Source organism: Chryseobacterium contaminans (assembly GCF_001684955.1).
Lineage (GTDB): Bacteria > Bacteroidota > Bacteroidia > Flavobacteriales > Weeksellaceae > Chryseobacterium > Chryseobacterium contaminans.
In genome coordinates this window covers 1-19,928 of record NZ_MAYF01000302.1, presented here as the reverse complement: position 1 = coordinate 19,928, position 19,928 = coordinate 1, and the positions used below count along the sequence as shown (strand labels likewise).

19 protein-coding genes are annotated in these 19,928 nt (G+C 35.0%); 10 read left to right on the top strand and 9 right to left on the bottom strand.

The annotated features are described in order from the left end of the window. Window positions 1–14: 14 nt before the first annotated feature. The 3 genes from pfkA to BBH99_RS14650 form a co-directional block, all read right to left on the bottom strand. A complete protein-coding gene (pfkA, locus tag BBH99_RS14660) occupies window positions 15–1,001 on the bottom strand; it encodes a 6-phosphofructokinase (RefSeq protein ID WP_066697218.1) in 987 nt (328 codons plus the stop codon). An 83-nt stretch (window positions 1,002–1,084) separates the two neighbouring features. Beyond that, window positions 1,085–1,957 carry a DUF4846 domain-containing protein gene (locus tag BBH99_RS14655; protein ID WP_066697215.1) on the bottom strand — a complete coding sequence of 291 codons (873 nt, stop codon included), beginning with the start codon at window positions 1,955–1,957 and terminating at the stop codon, window positions 1,085–1,087. 237 nt (window positions 1,958–2,194) lie between these two features. Next, window positions 2,195–2,572 (bottom strand): winged helix-turn-helix transcriptional regulator, encoded by a 378-nt coding sequence (locus BBH99_RS14650; RefSeq protein WP_066697212.1) that lies wholly within the window; start codon window positions 2,570–2,572, stop codon window positions 2,195–2,197. A 95-nt stretch (window positions 2,573–2,667) separates the two neighbouring features. Here BBH99_RS14650 and BBH99_RS14645 point away from each other — a divergent pair, with 95 nt between their 5' ends. Then, a complete protein-coding gene (locus tag BBH99_RS14645) occupies window positions 2,668–3,306 on the top strand; it encodes a peroxiredoxin-like family protein (protein ID WP_066697209.1) in 639 nt (212 codons plus the stop codon). Continuing rightward, window positions 3,303–4,103, top strand: coding sequence for a DNA alkylation repair protein (locus BBH99_RS14640; RefSeq protein ID WP_066697207.1), 801 nt, complete (start codon window positions 3,303–3,305; stop codon window positions 4,101–4,103). Before BBH99_RS14645 ends, BBH99_RS14640 begins: the two co-directional genes overlap by 4 nt. A 923-nt stretch (window positions 4,104–5,026) precedes the next feature. On the opposite strand, the gene BBH99_RS14635 is transcribed toward BBH99_RS14640, so the two are convergent. Next, window positions 5,027–5,785, bottom strand: a complete 759-nt coding sequence (locus BBH99_RS14635) for a TIGR03915 family putative DNA repair protein (RefSeq protein ID WP_066697193.1) — start codon at window positions 5,783–5,785, stop codon at window positions 5,027–5,029. Between the two features lie 118 nt (window positions 5,786–5,903). Then, window positions 5,904–7,163 (bottom strand): putative DNA modification/repair radical SAM protein, encoded by a 1,260-nt coding sequence (locus tag BBH99_RS14630; protein WP_066697190.1) that lies wholly within the window; start codon window positions 7,161–7,163, stop codon window positions 5,904–5,906. A gap of 156 nt (window positions 7,164–7,319) precedes the next feature. On the opposite strand from BBH99_RS14630, the gene BBH99_RS14625 reads away from it, so the two are divergent. The 6 genes from BBH99_RS14625 (at window position 7,320) to BBH99_RS14600 (ending at window position 13,463) form a co-directional block, all read left to right on the top strand. Further along, window positions 7,320–8,648: a hydroxymethylglutaryl-CoA reductase, degradative gene (locus tag BBH99_RS14625; protein WP_066697186.1), complete on the top strand. Its 1,329-nt coding sequence runs from the start codon at window positions 7,320–7,322 to the stop codon at window positions 8,646–8,648. Between the two features lie 166 nt (window positions 8,649–8,814). Beyond that, window positions 8,815–9,903 carry a hypothetical protein gene (locus BBH99_RS14620; RefSeq protein ID WP_066697183.1) on the top strand — a complete coding sequence of 363 codons (1,089 nt, stop codon included), beginning with the start codon at window positions 8,815–8,817 and terminating at the stop codon, window positions 9,901–9,903. 1 nt (window position 9,904) lies between these two features. After that, a complete protein-coding gene (locus tag BBH99_RS14615; protein ID WP_066697180.1) occupies window positions 9,905–10,291 on the top strand; it encodes a DUF423 domain-containing protein in 387 nt (128 codons plus the stop codon). A gap of 2 nt (window positions 10,292–10,293) precedes the next feature. Then, window positions 10,294–11,571, top strand: coding sequence for a chloride channel protein (locus BBH99_RS14610; protein ID WP_066697178.1), 1,278 nt, complete (start codon window positions 10,294–10,296; stop codon window positions 11,569–11,571). Window positions 11,572–11,701: 130 nt separating this feature from the next. After that, on the top strand, window positions 11,702–12,892 hold the full coding sequence (sucC, locus tag BBH99_RS14605) for an ADP-forming succinate--CoA ligase subunit beta (RefSeq protein ID WP_066697176.1): 1,191 nt from the start codon (window positions 11,702–11,704) through the stop codon (window positions 12,890–12,892). 76 nt (window positions 12,893–12,968) lie between these two features. After that, window positions 12,969–13,463, top strand: coding sequence for an HMG-box domain-containing protein (locus BBH99_RS14600; RefSeq protein ID WP_066697174.1), 495 nt, complete (start codon window positions 12,969–12,971; stop codon window positions 13,461–13,463). 229 nt (window positions 13,464–13,692) lie between these two features. Here BBH99_RS14600 and BBH99_RS14595 read toward each other — a convergent pair whose 3' ends face one another. After that, window positions 13,693–14,577: a mechanosensitive ion channel family protein gene (locus BBH99_RS14595; protein ID WP_066697154.1), complete on the bottom strand. Its 885-nt coding sequence runs from the start codon at window positions 14,575–14,577 to the stop codon at window positions 13,693–13,695. 96 nt (window positions 14,578–14,673) lie between these two features. Here BBH99_RS14595 and BBH99_RS14590 point away from each other — a divergent pair, with 96 nt between their 5' ends. Then, window positions 14,674–15,309 (top strand): peroxiredoxin, encoded by a 636-nt coding sequence (locus BBH99_RS14590; RefSeq protein ID WP_066697151.1) that lies wholly within the window; start codon window positions 14,674–14,676, stop codon window positions 15,307–15,309. A 101-nt stretch (window positions 15,310–15,410) separates the two neighbouring features. Here BBH99_RS14590 and BBH99_RS14585 read toward each other — a convergent pair whose 3' ends face one another. The 3 genes from BBH99_RS14585 to BBH99_RS14575 form a co-directional block, all read right to left on the bottom strand. Then, window positions 15,411–16,001 carry an outer membrane beta-barrel protein gene (locus BBH99_RS14585; RefSeq protein WP_066697146.1) on the bottom strand — a complete coding sequence of 197 codons (591 nt, stop codon included), beginning with the start codon at window positions 15,999–16,001 and terminating at the stop codon, window positions 15,411–15,413. A 303-nt stretch (window positions 16,002–16,304) separates the two neighbouring features. Continuing rightward, the gene (locus tag BBH99_RS14580) at window positions 16,305–16,820 is read right to left on the bottom strand and encodes a hypothetical protein (RefSeq protein ID WP_066697144.1); all 516 of its coding nucleotides are present in this window, start codon (window positions 16,818–16,820) and stop codon (window positions 16,305–16,307) included. A 91-nt stretch (window positions 16,821–16,911) separates the two neighbouring features. Continuing rightward, window positions 16,912–19,233 (bottom strand): TonB-dependent siderophore receptor, encoded by a 2,322-nt coding sequence (locus BBH99_RS14575; RefSeq protein ID WP_066697141.1) that lies wholly within the window; start codon window positions 19,231–19,233, stop codon window positions 16,912–16,914. Window positions 19,234–19,419: 186 nt separating this feature from the next. On the opposite strand from BBH99_RS14575, the gene BBH99_RS14570 reads away from it, so the two are divergent. Further along, window positions 19,420–19,928, top strand: a 509-nt coding sequence (locus tag BBH99_RS14570; RefSeq protein WP_131799229.1) for a Gfo/Idh/MocA family protein, incomplete at its 3' end; no start/stop codon positions are given.

The window sequence follows — 19,928 nt, the reverse complement described above, 5'->3', positions numbered from 1 at the left end:
TTTATAAAAATAATTTAGATTGCTAAAATTTCGGAAATCAGCATTAAATCTTTGTTGATTTCGTTATGTTTTTTAATGGCTTCTTCAATAGGTGTATACACCACATCGTTGGAACGCATTCCTGCCATTACATTGCTCTGTCCATCCATTAATCCTACTACTGCACCATATCCAAGTCTGCTGGCCAAAACTCTGTCTGCACAGCTTGGAGAACCACCTCTTTGCATATGTCCTAAAACTGAAACACGAATGTCATAATCAGGGAATATTTGTTTGGTCTTTTCTGCAAGTTCATAAACATTTGCCAGTTTTTCACCTTCCGCTACTACTACAATGCTGGATGCTTTTCCTGTTTTTTCCGCTTTTCTGAATTTTGTAAAAAGATCATCCATGCTGTCTTTTTTCTCAGGAATTAAAATATCCAGAGCACCTGTAGCTAAACCGCTATTTAATGCAATAAATCCAGCATCACGGCCCATTACTTCTACAAAGAAAACTCTGTTGTGAGAAGTTGCCGTATCACGGATTTTATCAATTGCTTCCATAGCAGTATTCAACGCTGTGTCATAACCGATGGTGTTGTCTGTTCCAAAAATATCATTGTCGATAGTTCCTGGAATACCGATTACTCTGATTCCAAATTCTTCACTGAAGATCTTGGCACCAGTAAAAGTTCCGTCACCACCAATACATACCAATCCATCGATACCCAGCTTTACGCAGTTATCATAAGCCTTCTGACGGCCTTCTTTGGTTCTGAACTCAGCAGATCTGGCAGACTTTAGAATCGTTCCACCCTGGTTGATTATATTTTTTACGGAACGGGCACCCATTTTAAGGAAATCATTGCTGATAAGGCCATTGTAGCCTTCCCTTACTCCATAGCATTCAATATTATAGTAATTGGCGGTTCTTACTACCGCTCTTAATGCTGCATTCATACCTGGAGAGTCTCCTCCTGAAGTAAGAACTGCAATCTTTTTTACAGCACTCTCTTTCATCTAGTAAAAAATTTCGAACACAAATTTACAAAAACAAGTTCAGATTATCGTAGTAACTTTTCAATAGTTTTGAATATATATAATTAAAAGCTTCTGAAGTTTGTCGGTTTGAAAATATACCGCGCCGTTTTAGTCTCAGAAGCATTCACATCAAGATCATGCCATGGCGAAATATTTTTCTTAAAAGGGTTGGATAACAGATGTATAGATTGAGCAGGTGTAAATCCTTCGCCCAATAAAAATAATTTTTTCCCTTCCTTATTTTTACAGACTCCAGCAATAAAAACCACATGTCCAGGGCTTCCGGGAGTGATAAGGATGTCTCCCGTTTTTAAATCTGAGCTTTTCAGAACCGGTTGAGTTTCCTTATTGAGTGAAATAGTTCCTGCATAATTAAAGATGAGGTCCAGATAATTTCTGAAAGCCTGATAAGAATCATCAAAACCTGCCGTTTTTCTAAAACTTACAGCATTCCCATTCACAAAAGCTCTTGTTCCATTTTTATAATCATTCCAACTGAAAAGATGACCACTGGTAAAATGGAATTTAATATCATCCGTTTTTTTGATTTTGTATAAATATTCAGCCCTCAATCGGATTACGGCATCTGCACACTGTTGAAGATCTTTATTTCCTGTATCAATATCAAAAACCGCTTCATGAAGATGCTGGGTGGAAATAGGAGAACCATCATACCTTATAATCTGGCTTCCATAAGGTTTTAATTTAAAATTTTCAATGAAGTATCCGAAAGAATCTGATTTCTCTTCCTGCCATTGATAATCTTTGGGCGGAGAAAATCTTTCTCTCACTGTATTTTTATCCTTATTAATCTGTACTGAGCTTACAGGCATTAAATCTTCTGTTTCCTGGGCAGAAATATTTGATGGTTTCTTATCCTGAGTACAACCCAAAATAATCAAGCCCATGATCCCTCCTGAAATAATTTTTTTCATAGTCATTTGATTCGTTTACAAATATGGGATTTTTTGTGAAATATTGGAAAACGGAAACTAAACTTTTATTTTCCACCGTTTTTTGCCACTAATGCCCGAATTTCTTTTTTTACTGTTGCTAGAATAAAATTAAACATCCATAATATTCATAAATAAAATTATTCGTGAATTCGTGGCAATAATTTAGCGGTGTACAATTTTACCGCAGATAAAATCCTTGCGCCTTAATACCCTTGCCTATTCAATATAATTTTGCGCCTTTGCATTTTCCAACAGAGTATCCTCATTTTCAGGAATAAGTAGTTTTCCCCAATCATTCAGCTGCCAAAGAATAGCAACCAACTTTTCACCAAGCTCAGTTAATGTATATTCAACCCTGGGAGGTAGCTCATTAAAAGATTGTTTCGTTAGAATACCATCTTCCACCATTTCTGTGAGTTGTTGGTTAAGAACTCTGCGGTCTACTTTCGCGATTCCACGCAGGAATTCACTTGGGCGTTTTTTTCCCTCATTAATCTGCCAAACGATTGGAATTTTCCATTTTCCGCTGATGGTATTCACTGCCACTTCCAACGGACAGATTTTATTTTCTTCAGCTCTTCCCTTTATTTCCATAAAATTGACTTTTTTATCCCTATGGGTGAAAAATATGCGTTATTGCTTTTCTGTAGCGGCTTTTAGACCTTTGTAAAAATAATAAAATTAAAAAAATGAATATACTGGCAAAGCAGCTTGAACATTTGAATCAGGAATTGTCTTCACAACTTCCACAGGAAATACTGAATGCATTCGGAAAATCTATTGAAGATCTGAAAACAAAGAGAATGGAAGAAAATAGTATTCAGATTGGAGATCAAATGCCGGAGTTTTCACTACCCAATGCATTGGGTACCCTAATTAATTCTGAAGAGATCTTTAAAAATGGAAAAGTAATTCTAGCATTTTATAGGGGAAGTTGGTGTCCTTATTGTAATCTGGAATTGAAATTTTTACAGGACAATCTTTCCAGAATAAAAGAGAAAGGGGCTACTTTAATTGCTATTTCTCCACAAAGTCCGGATCATTCTCTAAGCTTGGCAGAAAAAAATAATCTGGAGTTTGAAATATTAACTGATGCCGAAAATAATTTTGCTCAAAAATTAGGTATAGTTTTTCAGTTACAGGATTTTGTACTTCCTTATTATAAAGGTCTTGGAATACATCTTTCAGACTTCAATAAAAATAATGACAATACCTTACCGGTTCCGGCTGTTTTTGTAATAAATGAAAATAAAGTGATTACCTATAAATTTTTAGATGTAAATTACATGAATCGAGTAGATGTGGAAGATTTAATAAAAGCATTATGACAGAAAAAAGAAAAGGAGCCCGCTCCATTAAAGATATTCCTGCTGATATTTTAATCCAGCTCAACAATGGAGAAATTGAGACAGCCAATCTTACGGAATGGCTGGCGGTGGATCAAAAGCTTTTGTTAGAAAATTTATTAAAACAGAATAACCGGACAGAATACCTCCAACCCATTCTGGCTAGGGTAAACCAGTTGAAAAAACAAACAGTTAATACGATTAATGAATCTATTGGATTGGGAATCCTTGATCTTACACTTAAAAATAAGGATGAAGAATTTCTTTCAAAGTTATCCATACACTCTGCAGACTTGGTTCGTTGCTGGGCAGCTTATACCATTGGACGAAACAGTGCCTTTAATATTGAAGAAAAATTAACAAAGATCCAATCATTTGCTTCAGATACTCATTTTGGAGTAAGAGAAATTTGCTGGATGACCGTACGTCCGGATATTTCAAAGAATTTAAAAATATCTTTGTCTGTTTTATCAGAATGGACAAAGCATGAAAATGAAAATATCAGACGTTTTGCGAGCGAATCTACGAGACCGAGGGGAGTATGGTGTGAGCATATTGATGCGTTAAAACAAAATCCGGGATTAGGATTGGAAATTCTGGAGCCTTTAAAATCAGATTCATCAAGATACGTACAGGATAGTGTTGGCAATTGGCTGAATGATGCCAGCAAATCCCAACCGGAATTTGTAGTAGAAATTTGTGATGAATGGCTCAGAGAAAGTAATACCAAAGAAACTCAATATATTGTCAAAAAAGCTTTGCGTACCATCCGTAAATAAAAAGTTATCCACAATAATCAAGTGTAATTATCATTAGCGTGTATCTTTCTTTAATTGAATGAGTTATGTTGTATTTGTCTATTAATTGAGTTCTTTAAAGTAGGCTTAATTGATTAATTTAGAAAAGTTATCCACAATTTTAAGGTTTGAATTGATAATCCTTTCATAGCTTTTTAAACAAAAACTTGCTTACAGAGGAATCATCCGTGTAAATCTGTGTAATCCGTGGATAAAAAAAGTTATCCACAATATGGGAATGCAGAAAATGTGATTTTATATGTACCATAAAATTAGATTGTTATAAAATATCTTCATTAAAGGTTTTTTCAGAAATAAGTTTAATTTTTAATGTGAAAAAGTTATCCACAATGTCAGATATGAAATAAAAATTCTTTCCAATTTTTCCCACTCAAAATTTCCATTTAAAAAGTAACCATCTCTGCAAATCTGTGTAATAGTGGTTAAAAAAGTTATCCACAATATGGAAATGCAGAAAATGTGATTTTATATGTGCCATAAAATTAGATTGTTATAAAATATCTTCATTAAAGGGTTTTTCAGAAATAAGTCTAATTTTTAATATGAAAAAGTTATCCACAATATCAGATATGAATTAAAAATTCTTTCCAATTTTCCCATTCAAGATTTCTTTTTAAAAAGTAACCATCTGTGCCAATCTGTGTAATCCGTGGTTAAAAAAGTTATCCACAATATGAAAATGTAGAAAAGATGATTTCATATGTGTCATGATATTAGATTGTTATAAAATATATTCATTAAAGGGTTTTTCAGAAATAAGTTTAAGTTTTAATATGAAAAAGTTATCCACAATGTCAGAATAAGAATTAAAAAGTCTATTCAGATTTCTTCCAATTAATTTTAAAAAATTATCTGTTTTATCTATGCAACCTGTATGAAAATATTCACCATTTCTCCGTCAAATATTTCCAATACCTTTTGGGAACATGTTGTATATGAAGTTTTAGATTCTTCCTTTCAACAATATTGGTTTTTGTAAAATATCGCTGCCAGAGCGTTTGATAATTCTTTTCCTCATTATGAAACTTTTCCTGATAATTTTTAATTTCCAGTTTTTCCTCCGGGTAAAAGAAATTGGAAGTCTCCAGGTCATAAAGAATCCCGAAATTTCTGCGCAGATCATAAATCATCCATTTCTGATCCTGATAACGATCACTGAAATGTTTTTTAATTAAAGGAAGGACATTGAAATCTGGGTCAATTTTTGCAAAGAAAATCCCGTCCTGCATTTTCTCGAAACGGACAAATGCTGTCATGCGGTGACTTTCCCTGTCTACAGATTTACATATTTTAGAAATTTTCATGATATCAACATCTGCATAATTTTCCAGAATGTTTTCCTGAGGATTCTTCACAGACTGTTGTATGGCTGATAATATGACTTTTTCCAGCTCAGGATCTTCAGATAAAAAAACTTTTAAAAGTTTATGAATACCCTGTTTCCCAAGGTTTTGCTCCATTTTTTTTAATACCCTTTCTGATTTGTCTGTGTGAGTAAGAACTTCATGAATCTCTGCAAAAATATTTTCCTGATGAAACCTTTCCCTGCTTACAATTTCCACATCTTTATAACGATATTCAAAAACTTCGAATATTGCTGTAAAAAGGCCGTCGAAACTGGCATCGTATAATAGGGTGGTCATGTATTTATAAAGTATTTAAAAATCTAACTATTAAGTATTTTTGCCATTCTGAAAATAGGCTTTGTGCTTTATTATTTGTAATAATCCGTGAAAAATGTTGGTGTCATTTGTGTTTAAACTAAAATAAGCTCAACTGCTGTGAAAACTGGTTATGAAACTTTGAAGAGCTGCCTCCAATCAACAGTTTCTTTAAATTTTGATTAGTTAAATACTTCAGAAAAGCATTTCCTGTATTAAAGTCAATAAAATATTTTGCCCTGTTCACAGCCGCTCCCAATTGCTTTAGATGATTCAAATTTAAAATCTGAAAGCGCCTTGCACTCACAATTTTTTGAGCAGACTTTACTCCAATTCCCGGGATCCTTAAAATCATATGATAATCGGCAGTCTGGATATTTACAGGAAACTGGTCCAAATGTCGCAAAGCCCAACTTAGTTTTGGATCTACCTCCAAATCCAGAAAAGGAACACTGGGATCTAAAATTTCTTCAGCTTTAAAACCATAAAATCGCATCAGCCAGTCCGATTGATACAATCTGTTTTCACGAAGCATTGGAACCTCAGTAGTTAACGATGGAAGCCTGTTGTCCTCTAAAACCGGGACATAGCCGGAATAATATACTCTTTTTAAATTAAAATTTTTATAAAAATGATCCGCTACTTTAATGATTTGAAGATCATTCTCATTCGTTGCCCCAACAATCATTTGGGTAGATTGTCCTGCCGGGGCAAATTTGGGTACTTTCTTTAAAATCTTTTTCTCATCCTGATACTGCATAATTCCTTTTTGAATATATTTCATAGGACTAATCATATCCTGCCTGTTTTTTTCAGGAGCCAATAATTTTAAGCCACTTTCTGTCGGAATTTCCAGGTTTACCGAAAGTCTGTCCGCATATAGAGCTGCTTCCTGCATCAGTCCATCACTGGCTCCCGGAATAGATTTTAAATGAATATAGCCGTTGAAATTCTCTTCCAGACGCAGTTTTTTGGCCACCCGCACAAGCCTTTCCATTGTTGTATCCGCATTTTTGAAAATTCCTGAACTCAGAAATAATCCTTCAATATAATTTCTGCGGTAAAAATTAATCGTTAGGTCTACTATTTCTTCTACTGTAAATGCAGCTCTTTTTATATCATTTGAACTTCTGGATACACAATAAGCACAATCATAAATACAATGATTGGTCAGTAAAATTTTAAGTAAAGAAACACACCTGCCGTCTTCCGTATAGGTGTGGCAGATTCCGCTTACGGAACTGTCTCCCAAAGCACCCTTTTTATTTTTTCTTGTTCCTCCGCTTGATGAGCATGAAACATCATATTTTGCAGCATCAGCAAGGATCTCAAGTTTTTCTTTAAGACGGTCAAAATTCATGCAGTAAATGGTTTGATATGTTTTGTATCAATTATTGTTTTAAAATATGTTCAAATTTAATTCCAAAATTGATAAATGTCAACCTTTTTTCATAGAAGTTATCAACAAAAAACAGTCTCAAAATCATTATATTTACGCCTCATTAAAGTTTATATCATGAACCATAAACCCATCGAAGGTTTTTCCAAGCTTCCAAAGCAGGGGAAAATCGACTGGCTTGTAAACGAATATCTTGAAGGTAATCAGGAATATCAAAATATATTAAAACAATATTGGAATGAAGATGCAGATCTTCAGAAACTGCATGAGGAGTTTTCTGAAAATACAATTTCCAATTTCTATATGCCGTACGGAATTGCTCCGAACTTTTTAATTGACGGAAAACTATTGGCATTACCAATGGCCGTTGAAGAAAGTTCAGTAGTGGCAGCAGCTTCCAAGGCTGCAAAATTCTGGATTGATAAAGGAGGTTTTAAAACAACAATTATCAATACTGAAAAGTTAGGACATACTCACTTTATGTTCAGTGTTGAACCACACAAATTATTGCACTTCTTCAACTTCAGCTTAAAGAAAAAATTACTTGAATCTACAGAAGAAATCACTGCGAATATGAGAAAACGCGGTGGTGGAATTCTGAATATCAGCCTTGTGGATAAAACTGCTGAAATGCCTAATTACTATCAGCTGAAAGCAAGTTTTGATACCGTAGATTCAATGGGTGCTAACTTTATCAATTCATGTCTTGAACAGTTTGGAAAAACATTGAGACAGGAAGTAGCAACCAGCGAAGATTTCACTCAGGAAGAAAAGAATTCATTACAAATTGTGATGAATATCCTTTCCAATTTCACGCCTGACTGTATCGTAAGGGCTGAGGTTTCATGTAAAATGGAAGACTTAAAAGATGACAGCGGTATTTCTCCTGAAGAATTTGCTGCCAAATTTAAACAGGCTGTAACCATTGCCGAAATTGAACCTTACCGCGCAACCACTCACAATAAAGGAGTAATGAACGGAGTAGATGCCGTTGTAATTGCAACCGGAAACGACTTCAGAGCAACAGAAGCCTGCGCTCATGCATACGCTGCAAAAGACGGACAATACAGATCTTTAACACACTGTACAACAGATAACGGCGTTTTCAGATTCTGGATAGACCTTCCGATTTCTGTTGGAGTAGTAGGAGGTTTAACCAATCTTCATCCATTGGTGAAATTCTCGTTAGCATTACTTGGAAAACCGTCTGCTCAGGAATTGATGAGTATTCTTGCAGTTTCAGGACTGGCTCAGAATTTTGCTGCACTACGATCATTGGTAACAACAGGAATCCAGAAAGGGCACATGAAAATGCACTTACTGAACATTCTGAACCAATTGGGAGCTACAGAAGAAGAGAAACAACACTTTGTGACTTATTTCAAAGACAAGACGGTGAGCCACCACGAAGTAATCAATGAGTTTAACAGAATGAGAGAAAAATAATGTTACAGATTATCCTGCCCATCATATTTCTCATCTTTGGATTCTTTTTGAAGAAAACCACTTCACCTGGCTTTCAGAGTTCCAAGAAATTTGCCAACATGTTTATCATCCTGGGGATTTCTACTTTAGTGGCTAAGTTTATTTTAATGTATTTAAAATCGAAATAGTGAAGAAAAGTGTTTTATTTTTCATGTTGGTTTCCGGATTAAGTTTTTCACAACAGAAAAATGTAAAAATTACAGATCTATTGCCTAAGACGGAAGATTCGAACTTCCCTCTGATTTCTTATGCTGAAAATCCGTTAGTAGAAAATAAAATAAATACTTTTTTACAGGTTAATGAATTGGAATATGTTCCGAATTCGGGACCTAATCCTTTTAAACTGGTATCTACGGGAACAACCTCTTATTCCAACTATATTTATTTTTATAGCTGGGAGAAAATTGAAACTCCTAAAAACATTCTATCTATCGCAATGGATGGAGAAGCTTCAGGTGCTTATCCGGAAAATTTTGCAAAATGGGTGAATTTTGATCTTAGAACAGGAAATCTTATTAATGCAGAAGATCTTTTTAATCCCAATGCCGCTAAAACAATTGAAAATTTAATTCGAAAGCAAATAAAGAAGGAAATTAATGATTTTCTTGTACAGTTAAAATCAGAGAAAAATCCTTCGGAAGAAGTTCAGGATCAGATCGGGATCTATGAAGAATGCTTCACCGATTATACTTTAGATGGTATTCAGTATTATTTTGCCAAAGATAAAATCAGATTTATTGCAGGAAGATGCTCCAATCATGCCATGAGAGCTTTAGATGATCTTGGCAACCATGAACTTGAATTTACATATAAAGAATTGGAAAAATATTGGAGTCCTTATGCAAAAAACTTGCTTAGCGGATCTGATACAATTGAAAAAACAAGTTTCAGAAATAAACTATACAAAGGCAAAATTGACGGAAAATATCCCATTACAGTTCTGGTTAGCCGTCTCTATCCTGCTGATAATTCCTCAGAAACAAGCTCTTTTAATGCAGAATATTGGTATGACAAAAACAAAAAGCTTATTAAATGGGACGGGAAGATGAAAGGAAATCATATTTCCATCACTGAAAATGATCATTATGACGAGGCTGCCAGACAATGGATTCCCAGGGCTTTTGTAGAAGCAGAAATGAAAGGAAATAAAATTTCCGGAACCTGGCAGGATTATAAGACGAAAAAATATTTAAGTATAGAATTAGAAGAATTATAAAATGAAAACAATCACTTTAGTTTTTGGAGCAGTTTACGGAATGGTATCTGTGATTCTCGGTGCGTTTGGAGCACATGCTTTAAAGAAAATATTGGCTGTGGAAAGACTGGAAAGTTTTGAAACAGGAGTAAGATATCAGATGTATGCAGCCTTTTTCCTGTTAATCATCGGCTATATTTTAAAATTTGAGACTTCTGCTGAAAGATGGACGTCCATTTTAATGATTGCAGGTACACTTTTATTCTCAGTGAGTATTTATTTCCTGAGTATGCAGGATTACCTGGGAATGAACCTAAAATTCTTAGGACCTATCACTCCGATTGGAGGTCTGATGATGATATTAAGCTGGGGAATGCTGATTCTTTATTTTGTTAAAAACAAAATCTAAGAATGAAAATCAACAGAAGAAGACGGCTTATAAGAACGTTTAATCTTTTAGATCAACCTATAAAGTTCAATCCGTTCGTATTCAGCCGTACTTTTTTCATGTGGGCTCTTACTGGCCTGATAGGAGGTGTTATTGCAGGTGGATACTGGATCGTCCTGGAGCATTTTACTGAGTTTTTAGCTCATTTTCAAGGCTGGCAGGTGATTCCAACGATGGCGATCTGCGGTTTGCTGGCTGGTCTGGTGATTCATTTTATCGGGGATCCCGGAGAAATTCATCTGATTGTAAATAACATCAGGTTCAATAAAGGAAAACTGGAACCGAAAAATAACCCCTCTATGATTCTGTCCTCACTTTTTTGTGTGGCATCAGGTGGAAGTTTGGGACCGGAAGCGCCTTTGGTACAGGTTACCGGATCTACAGGAACCTGGTTGGGGAAAATCTTCCGATTGAAAGGAGAAGAATTACGTTCATTAAGCATTGCAGGGATGGCTTCAGGCTTTACAGCGCTTTTTGGTGCGCCGCTTGGAGGAAGTCTTTTCTCCCTGGAAATTCTTCATCACAAACACGCGGTTGAATATTATAAAGCCATTATTCCGGCATTAGTAGCAAGCTGCTTCAGTTATCTGATGTTTGCTTTGATTATCCACCTGGGAATTGGAGCAACCTGGGATTTAAAAGCCTATCATTACACTGGGGTCTATGACTTTTTATACGCAACCTTATTTGGTATTGTAGGAACTCTTTTTGGATGGATTTTCATCTTTGTGGTGAAATTTTTCAAAAAGATTTTTGAATACAGAAAATTTCCGATCTATATTAAAACATTAGTAGGAGGGCTTCTTTTAGGAATTATTGCTTACAATTTTCCCATCACAAGATATTTCGGACATAACGAAATCAATCAGTTAATTGGTGGGAACTTTGGATTGAATTTTCTGATTCTGGTACTAGTCTTTAAAATATTAGCGATTGCCATTACGGTAACTTCAGGTTGGAGAGGAGGGTTTATCATTCCACTGTTCTTTGTGGGAACTACATTAGGGCTAATTATCCACAATTTATTTCCGGGTGTTGATACTACTTTGGCCATTGTAAGCTGTATGGCGGCTATTAATGCCTGTGTTACAAGAACTCCAATGAGTACAACGATTATTCTGGGAACATTAACCGGGTTTACTTATTTTGTACCAATATTATTTGCGAGCCTTACCGGATATTTCTTAGCTCCAAAGATTCCGTTTATCGGATCACAATCTGAAAAATTAGAGGAAGAATAAGGGAAAATGTATAAACATGTCAAAAATCAAGGAACGAATCTTTAATTTTTGAATGAAGAATCTTGAACTTCCATGTCTTTTTAGTAAATTTGTCAACCTTTAAATATTAAAATAAAATAATAAAAATAATATGAATCTTCACGAGTATCAATCAAAAGAGATTTTATCAAAGTATGGAGTAGCTATCCAACGTGGTTTCGTTGCAAACAACGTAGACGAAGCTGTAGCTGCTGCTGAAAAACTAACTGCTGAAACTGGCGCTCAAGGGTGGGTAGTAAAAGCTCAGATCCACGCAGGTGGTCGTGGTAAAGGTGGTGGTGTAAAGTTCTCTCCAAACATGGATAAACTTAAAGAAAACGCTCAGAACATCATCGGAATGCAGTTGGTAACTCCACAAACTTCTGCTGAGGGTAAAAAAGTAAATTCTGTTTTGGTTGCAGAGGATGTATATTATCCAGGTGAATCAGAAACTAAAGAATTTTATGTTTCTATCCTTTTAGACAGAGCTGAAGGTAAAAATACAATCGTATATTCTACTGAAGGTGGTATGGATATTGAGCACGTTGCTGAAGTAACTCCTCACTTAATCCACAAAGAAATCATTGATCCTGCTTTAGGTCTTCAAGGTTTCCAGGCTAGAAAAATTGCTTTCAACCTAGGTCTTGAAGGAAATGCTTTCAAAGAATTCGTAAAATTCATCGGTTCTCTTTACAATGCTTACACAGGTATTGATGCATCTCTTTTCGAAATCAACCCGGTGTTGAAAACTTCTGATAACAAAATTATCGCTGTAGATGCTAAAGTAACTTTAGATGATAACTCATTATTCCGTCACAAAGATTTAGCTGAATTAAGAGATACAAGAGAAGAAGATCCAATGGACGTAGAAGCTGGTGAAGCTGGTCTTAACTTCGTAAAATTGGATGGTAACGTTGCTTGTATGGTAAATGGTGCTGGTCTTGCAATGGCAACTATGGATATCATCAAATTATCAGGTGGTAACCCTGCTAACTTCCTTGACGTAGGTGGTACTGCTGATGCACAGAGAGTACAGACTGCTTTCGGAATCATCTTAAGAGATCCAAACGTAAAAGCAATCTTAATCAACATCTTCGGAGGTATTGTAAGATGTGACAGAGTTGCTCAGGGTGTTGTAGATGCTTATAAAGCTATGGGTAGCCTTCCGGTTCCATTGATCGTAAGATTACAGGGAACTAATGCTGTAGAAGCTAAAAAATTAATTGACGAGTCTGGTCTTCCGGTTCACTCTGCAATTACTTTAGAAGAAGCTGCAAACAAAGTAAAAGAAGTTTTAGCATAATCTAAAATTTTCAGATAAAATAAGGAACCGTTCCAATTTTGGAACGGTTTTTTAATGCGTATACGAAAACGTATTCATGAAAAACTTATACATCCCAGAACCTTGTTCTGAAAATTGGGAATCTATGTCTCCACAGGAAAAAGGCAGGTTTTGTTCTGTCTGTAAGAAATGTGTTATTGATTTTACTCAAAAACAGCCTCAGGAGATTCAGCAAATTATACAAGAGAAAAAAGAAGAAGGAGTCTGCGGAAGGTTTTATAATCATCAGTTGAATATGCCTCATCCTTCTGAGAAATTAAAAGAACGCTTCTTTGAATATATTCCCTCTTATTTTCAGAATAATAAAATAGTACTCACATTATTTTCTTTAGTCTTGTTTTTGATAGGCTGTTCGAAACCTAAAGAAGAGGTTTGTATGACAACAGGATTTGTAGATGTCATAGAAGAAGATTCTGCCGTTATTAACAAAGAGTATACTATGGGAGAGCCTATCATGATAGATAATGATACTGTTGCCAAAATCCCTAAGAAAGATAGCGCTATAATTTCTAGGAACCACAATACAAACTGATTTGTTGGAAAAAAGGTAAGGGTATAAAATTTTTGTCCCCAATACCACAAATTTCTATATAGCTATAAAATTTCACAAAATCTTTGCGCCTTAAAACATTCGCATAACCCAAAAACTTTAGCGCCTTCGCGTATAACAAAAAAGCTGCTCCAATCATTTGAAGCAGCTTTCTATTATATTAATGTATCCACAAACATCTGTGGAATCAGTGAGGTCTGTGGGAAATAAATTATTTATCCTGGCTTTCCGGTAAATTACTTTCTCCATTTGTAATACTGATGCTTGTAGGAGTCACCAGCTGGATTTTATCCATATCAAAACGCTCTTTAATGTTTAAATAAGCTTTACTTCTTACCTGCGCCAGATTAGCTCCAACCTTGATCCAGAATTTAACCTGAAGATTGAATGACCCTTGCTTCAGATCTGTAAAAATAACTTCTGCAGTATCTAATTTATCCACATTATCAAGATTTTTGATTACATCCAGAATCCCTTTCTGTGCTTTACTGATATCTTCATCTGCCGGAATTTCAAAATTTAAGATAATTCTGCGCTGAGGCGAAGCTGTAATATTATAAAACGGTGCATTGAAAACCACCTGATTCGGAATGTAGGCTTTCTTTCCATCGTCTGTAAGGATTTTAGTTGTTAAAAATCCAATTTCCTGTACTGTTCCGGAATGGGTTCCGATCGTAATATAATCGCCTACTTTAAAAGCTTTGTCAATACCAATCAGCATTCCTGAAAAGATACTTGAAACAAGATCCTTTAAAGCAACCCCGGCAATAACCCCGGCAACTCCCAAACTCCCGATAAATTTCCACAAGAAGCCACTGAATCCCATAATTTCAAGGGAAATAAATGTTCCCATCAGCATGATCAAAAACCTGAATACACTGATTAATGTCACTAATGAGCTTTCTTTCTGGCTTTTTGGAAAGAATTTATGAAATAATTTTACAGCAATCTGGCTCATGTATTTACTGCTAATAAGGAAGAATGTAAATACTAAAATGCCGACAATCAGTTTAGGGGTAAGTTCTGCAAACGTTATATACCAATTTTCCAATACCTTATACACCAGGTCTATGTAGGTGAGTCCGGTTTTCTCCATGAATAAAATTTTACATTAAAGATATAAATTTTCAACAAAAATTTTGCCAGTATCAAAAAGTCTACTAAATTTGTAGACTAACAAATGCGAAATATTATGTCAATCAAATTAGGAGATACAGCACCCAACTTTCAGGCAGAATCATCTTTAGGTGATATTAACTTTTATAATTATTTGGGAGATTCCTGGGGAATTCTATTTTCGCATCCGGCAGATTATACACCGGTATGCACTACAGAATTAGGATATACCTCGAAATTGCAATCTGAATTTGCCCAAAGAGATACCAAAGTAATTGCTTTAAGTGTGGATGGGGTAGAAGATCATCAAAATTGGGTAAAAGATATTAATGAAACCCAAAATACTGATGTACAGTTTCCCATCATAGCAGATAAGGAAAGAAAAATTTCTGAACTCTATGATTTTATTCATCCTAATGCCTCAGCAACGACAACCGTGCGTTCCTTATTGATTATTGATCCTGCTAAAAAGGTGAGGCTTATTATTACTTATCCTGCTTCTACCGGAAGAAATTTTAATGAAATTCTAAGGGTATTGGATTCTTTACAGCTTGTGGATCATTATCAGGTGGCCACTCCTGTAAACTGGAAGAACGGAGAAGATGTAATTATTCCACCTGCCGTTTCTACTGAAGATGCCATTAAAAAATTCCCTAAGGGAGTTACTGAAATAAAGCCGTATTTAAGATATACGCCACAACCGAATACATGATTTATTTGATTTTTTATAGTTTAGTTTTAATTTGTACGAAAAGCGGCCCGAAATTTATTTCGGGCCGCTTTCATTTTTTTATATAAGTGTTTCAGTGATTACTACTTAACATCGTTGATGATTTGTTTTGCTTTAGACGTTGGAAGGTAAATCTGGAATCCTAAACCAAAAGTAATTTTGTTAGTATATCCACCGCTTCCGAATCCAGCGTTTGCATCATATTTAACTAAACCTTCTAAACCAATGTTTGGTGTAATGAAGTAAGAATAACCAGGACCAAATCCGAAGTTAAGACCGTTAGAAGAAGAACCTCCTTTAGAGATAGACATCCCTCCAACACCTACGTTACCTTCGAAGAACCATCTTCCGTGGTGTAGTAAGTTATTTACTCCTTTTTCTCCCGGGTTAAGATAGTAACGTCCTAATGCTCCAACATTGTATGTGAAAGTAGTTGGTGCATCTTTAGCTCCTTTAAATCCTAAATCTACATATCCCCCTACTGCAAGATTATCTTCAATGAAATAAGCTCCTTTTGGCTGAATAGCAAAATCATATCCTGCTCCTTCATTTAAACCAAAATTAGCACCTGCAAGGTTACCCCCTACCATCCAATTACCTTTCTGAATCTGAGCGTTTGCAGTGGCTGTTAATCCTGCTATAGCTAATACTCCTGTTAAAATAAGTTTTTTCATAATTTATTATTTTAATAATTAAATGTTTATTATTCACGAATTATAGAAAAAACAATAAATGTGCCAGACTCTTAATTTTAGACAATTTTTCTAAATTAATGTTAACGTTATGAGGTAGATACATTTTATATTTTTAACATTATTACTAATGATTTCATAATGATAAAGAACTGAGTTGGGAGTTTGAACCTAAGGAATTGTTGGAATAGGAAAAATTTGACATTGTATTTTTTAATAAAAAAACCGGTTATCAAGTACTGATAACCGGAAATATATCCAATATCTCTGTTCAGAGTTATGTTATTATATAAGTAAAAGGATGACAGAAATGATCAACCCGGCAATGGTGAACTTAATGCCACGTTTGAAAGCCTTTGTTTTAGGATTAAACATCCAGAAACTTGAAATCACAAAGAAGAAAAGGGCTACTCCAAAGAATACACTTAGAGGGGCAATAGCATCTTTAGACTGTGATTTGTGAAGCGAAACCATCTTATCCAGTACAAAAGGCAATTCCATTTTTGAATATTTAGCGACTCCCGTTGCAGAATCATAAGTTCCCTTTTTAAAGTGAAGAACGGTACCTTCCGTTTTTTCTACTTCAAGACCTTTCATCTTCAGTTCTTTTTTCAGTTCTTTTTCAGAAAGGTTTGCAGATAAAGTCTTTTCATACTTTTTTTCACTTTTTAGAAAATCGGTGTCTCTGTAGACCAAAATAATCCCACTTACAGCATACACAGCCATAATCCCAGCTAGGAAATATCCCAGATAACGGTGTGTAACTCTCATGAAACTTCTTGTGTCTTTAATCTTATCCATATCGTTTTTTTGTTTTGTTTTTAAATTTCAAAAGTGGAAACTGCAAAAATGCAATCTCCACTTTTAATAAAGAAGTAATTATAAAGTTATTCTACAGTTTGTATGTTAATGTAAAATAATAATTTCTTGGCATAATAGGGTTTACTGAATAGTTCTCGTGAACATTGTAGTTTTCTACATCAAACAGGTTCCCCACTTTTCCTTGGATAGAGAATTTTTTCCATTCATATCCTAAAGATAAACTTACAGTAGTATAGTCTTTAATAGGGATCATTCTTGTTACATTGTTTCTGCTGATGTTCGTAGATTTTGAATCATTCCAGCCTGCAATTCTGTCACCAATGTAATAAACACCTGCACCTATTTTCAGACCTTTTAAAGTATTAGTGAATTTATAAAAGACAGAAGCATTAGCCGTTGTTGCAGGAGTTCTTACCAATCTTTGTTTTTCTACATATCCTTTTTCAGGAGTATTGGTATAGACTGAGTTGTTGTATGAGAATCCGGCGATGATAGATAGATTTTCATTTGGATTTCCTGTAATATCTAATTCTACTCCACGGCTTCTCATATCTCCAGCCAATTCTTTTAAGTTGGAGTCTGGGTTCTGAGGTTTACCCGCTTGATCTACATAGAAGAAAGTCTGATAGTAATTATTGTAATTAATTTGATATACGGTAAGGTTTACAGCTAAAGCATTATTCCAGAAATTTTTCTTTGCTCCAACTTCATACTGATCTACTGTAGTTGGTTTTATTCCCTGCTTTGCTAAGCCACCTACTCTTGCCTGTACAGCAGCAGTATTTCCTGTAGTATCCAGATTATTAATTTCATTGGATACATATCCTGCATTGGCTACGAATGAATTGGTATAGGTTGCAAATACTGAAAGATTATCATTAGGCATATACACAAAGCCTACTTTTGGTGATAAAGCCTGATCAGATGTTGAGCTATTATTAACAAGTCCCTTAGATGCTGTAGAGTTAAGATCTACCTTTTTGCTTGCATCAAGAGTTTTATATTTAGTGTTTATGGTAGGCATATTTTCAACATATGACCAACGTAAGCCTGCCAGTACTTTAAATTCTTTTGAAAGGCTGATGAAATCCTGTGCATAAACCCCAATTCTTCTTGTATTGATGCGGGTTTTCTCCAGGTTTTCATAATTTGGCATTGCTGTAGTTGCCCATGTTGATGGATCATCCATATAAAGTCTTCCGGTAATGTTGGATGCATACGGAAGTAAATTAGCAGGATTATAATAAGTATAGGAATCTGCAGTACCATAATCTGCATCAGCTCCAAATAAAACTTTATGGTTTATTCTTCCTGTATTAAATTCTCCGTTAATGTTTACCTGTGCAGAAGTATAATTCTGTTCATTATAAGTTTTGTTCAATGGTCTGTCCCAGAAAAGACGATTCTTGGCGTCATAAGCCCATTGTATTCTTTCCGTAGAAAAATAATCTTTAGTATAATTCTGATAAGAAGCGATGGCAGTTAAAGACCATCTTTCATTAAACTGATGATTAAAAGTAGCATTGGTTGAAACCTGCTCTACATTCTGATATTGCCAGTCGTTTCCAAGGAATGTATTTCTTGATAAACGCTCATTCATTTCAAAAGAACCGTCTTTGTTGGTAATCGTTCCAATCCCGAAATCAGGAGTGAAGTCATTCTTAAGATAATCTGCCTCAATAATTAATTGTGATTTTGGGCTGATATTAAATAAGAAAGATGGGTTGAAATAATATTTCTCAGATTGTACTACGTCTCTGAAGCTTTCAGCATATTCATAAGCACCATTTACTCGGAAAGCAATATTTTTAGATAAAGGACCATAAATATCAACTGTAGGCTTATAGGAATTCCAGCTTCCACCGTTTAATCCTATACTTCCACCAAAATTGAATTTAGGTTTTTTAGTAATCATATTAATAATACCTCCTGCTGCTGCATTACCAAAAAGCATAGCGTTGGCACCTTTTAAAACTTCTACTCTTTCCAGACCGCTTACTTCAGGGAAGACTCCACTGTTTACTCTTGTACCATTTTTGAAAATATTATCGTTTCCTAGTGCAAAACCACGTCCACCAAAGCTATCCTGAGAATTTCCTCTGGATGAAGTTACATACATCCCGTTTACGTTCTGAAGAACATCACTCAATTGTTTTGCCTGTTGTTGCTCAATGATTTCATGGGTAACAATAGCAATAGGCTGTGGAGTTTCCATCATCGTCAGGTTTGACTTTGTAGATAATGGCCTTGCCTGGTTCGGATTTCCCGTTTTATGAAGATTGATGTCTTCAATGGTTTGAGTTCTGATGGTGTCTGCTTCAACGTTTTTCAGTTGCGCACCGGCTGAAACAGCGATAAATAGAAGACCTAAAGATAGTAATTGTCTTTTCATTTTATTTTTATGTAGAACAGTTTTAAATAAGGCGCAAATGTAAGTATTTGTTTAGAATAGTTAAAAATAATTTTATGATTTTTATCATATCTTTTTAAAGTGAAATAGATGGATTCTTTCTATCCTTATTGTTAAAGCATAATCCGGAGTTTTTTTATGAATATCTTTGTTATAAAATATATAAGTATGCAATTGGTAAAAGCAGGCCTTTGTGCCTTTGGAATGAGTGGAAAAGTATTTCACGCCCCTTTTTTAAAAGAACATCCTGGGTTTTTCATTTCTGCAATTGTGGAAAGAAGTAAAGAAGAATCCAAAGAAAAATATCCTGAAGCTACTATTTGTCGTTCGGTAGAAGAAATGCTTCAGCATGCAGATGTAGAATTAGTGATTATCAATACACCTGTTCAGACGCATTATGAATATGCCAAAAAAGCTTTGGAAGCAGGGAAAAATATCATTGTTGAGAAACCTTTTACAGTAAATGTAGAAGAAGCCGAAGAACTGGTGAAGCTGGCCGAAGAAAAAGGTTTGTTTCTAAGTGTATATCAAAACAGAAGATTTGACCGTGATTTCCAGCAGGTAAAAAAAGTTATACATGAAGGGAAATTAGGAAATATTAAAGAGGCGGAAATCCGTTTTGACAGGTTCCGTACTGCACCGAGCGGAAAACAGCATAAAGAAAATCCGGATCAGGT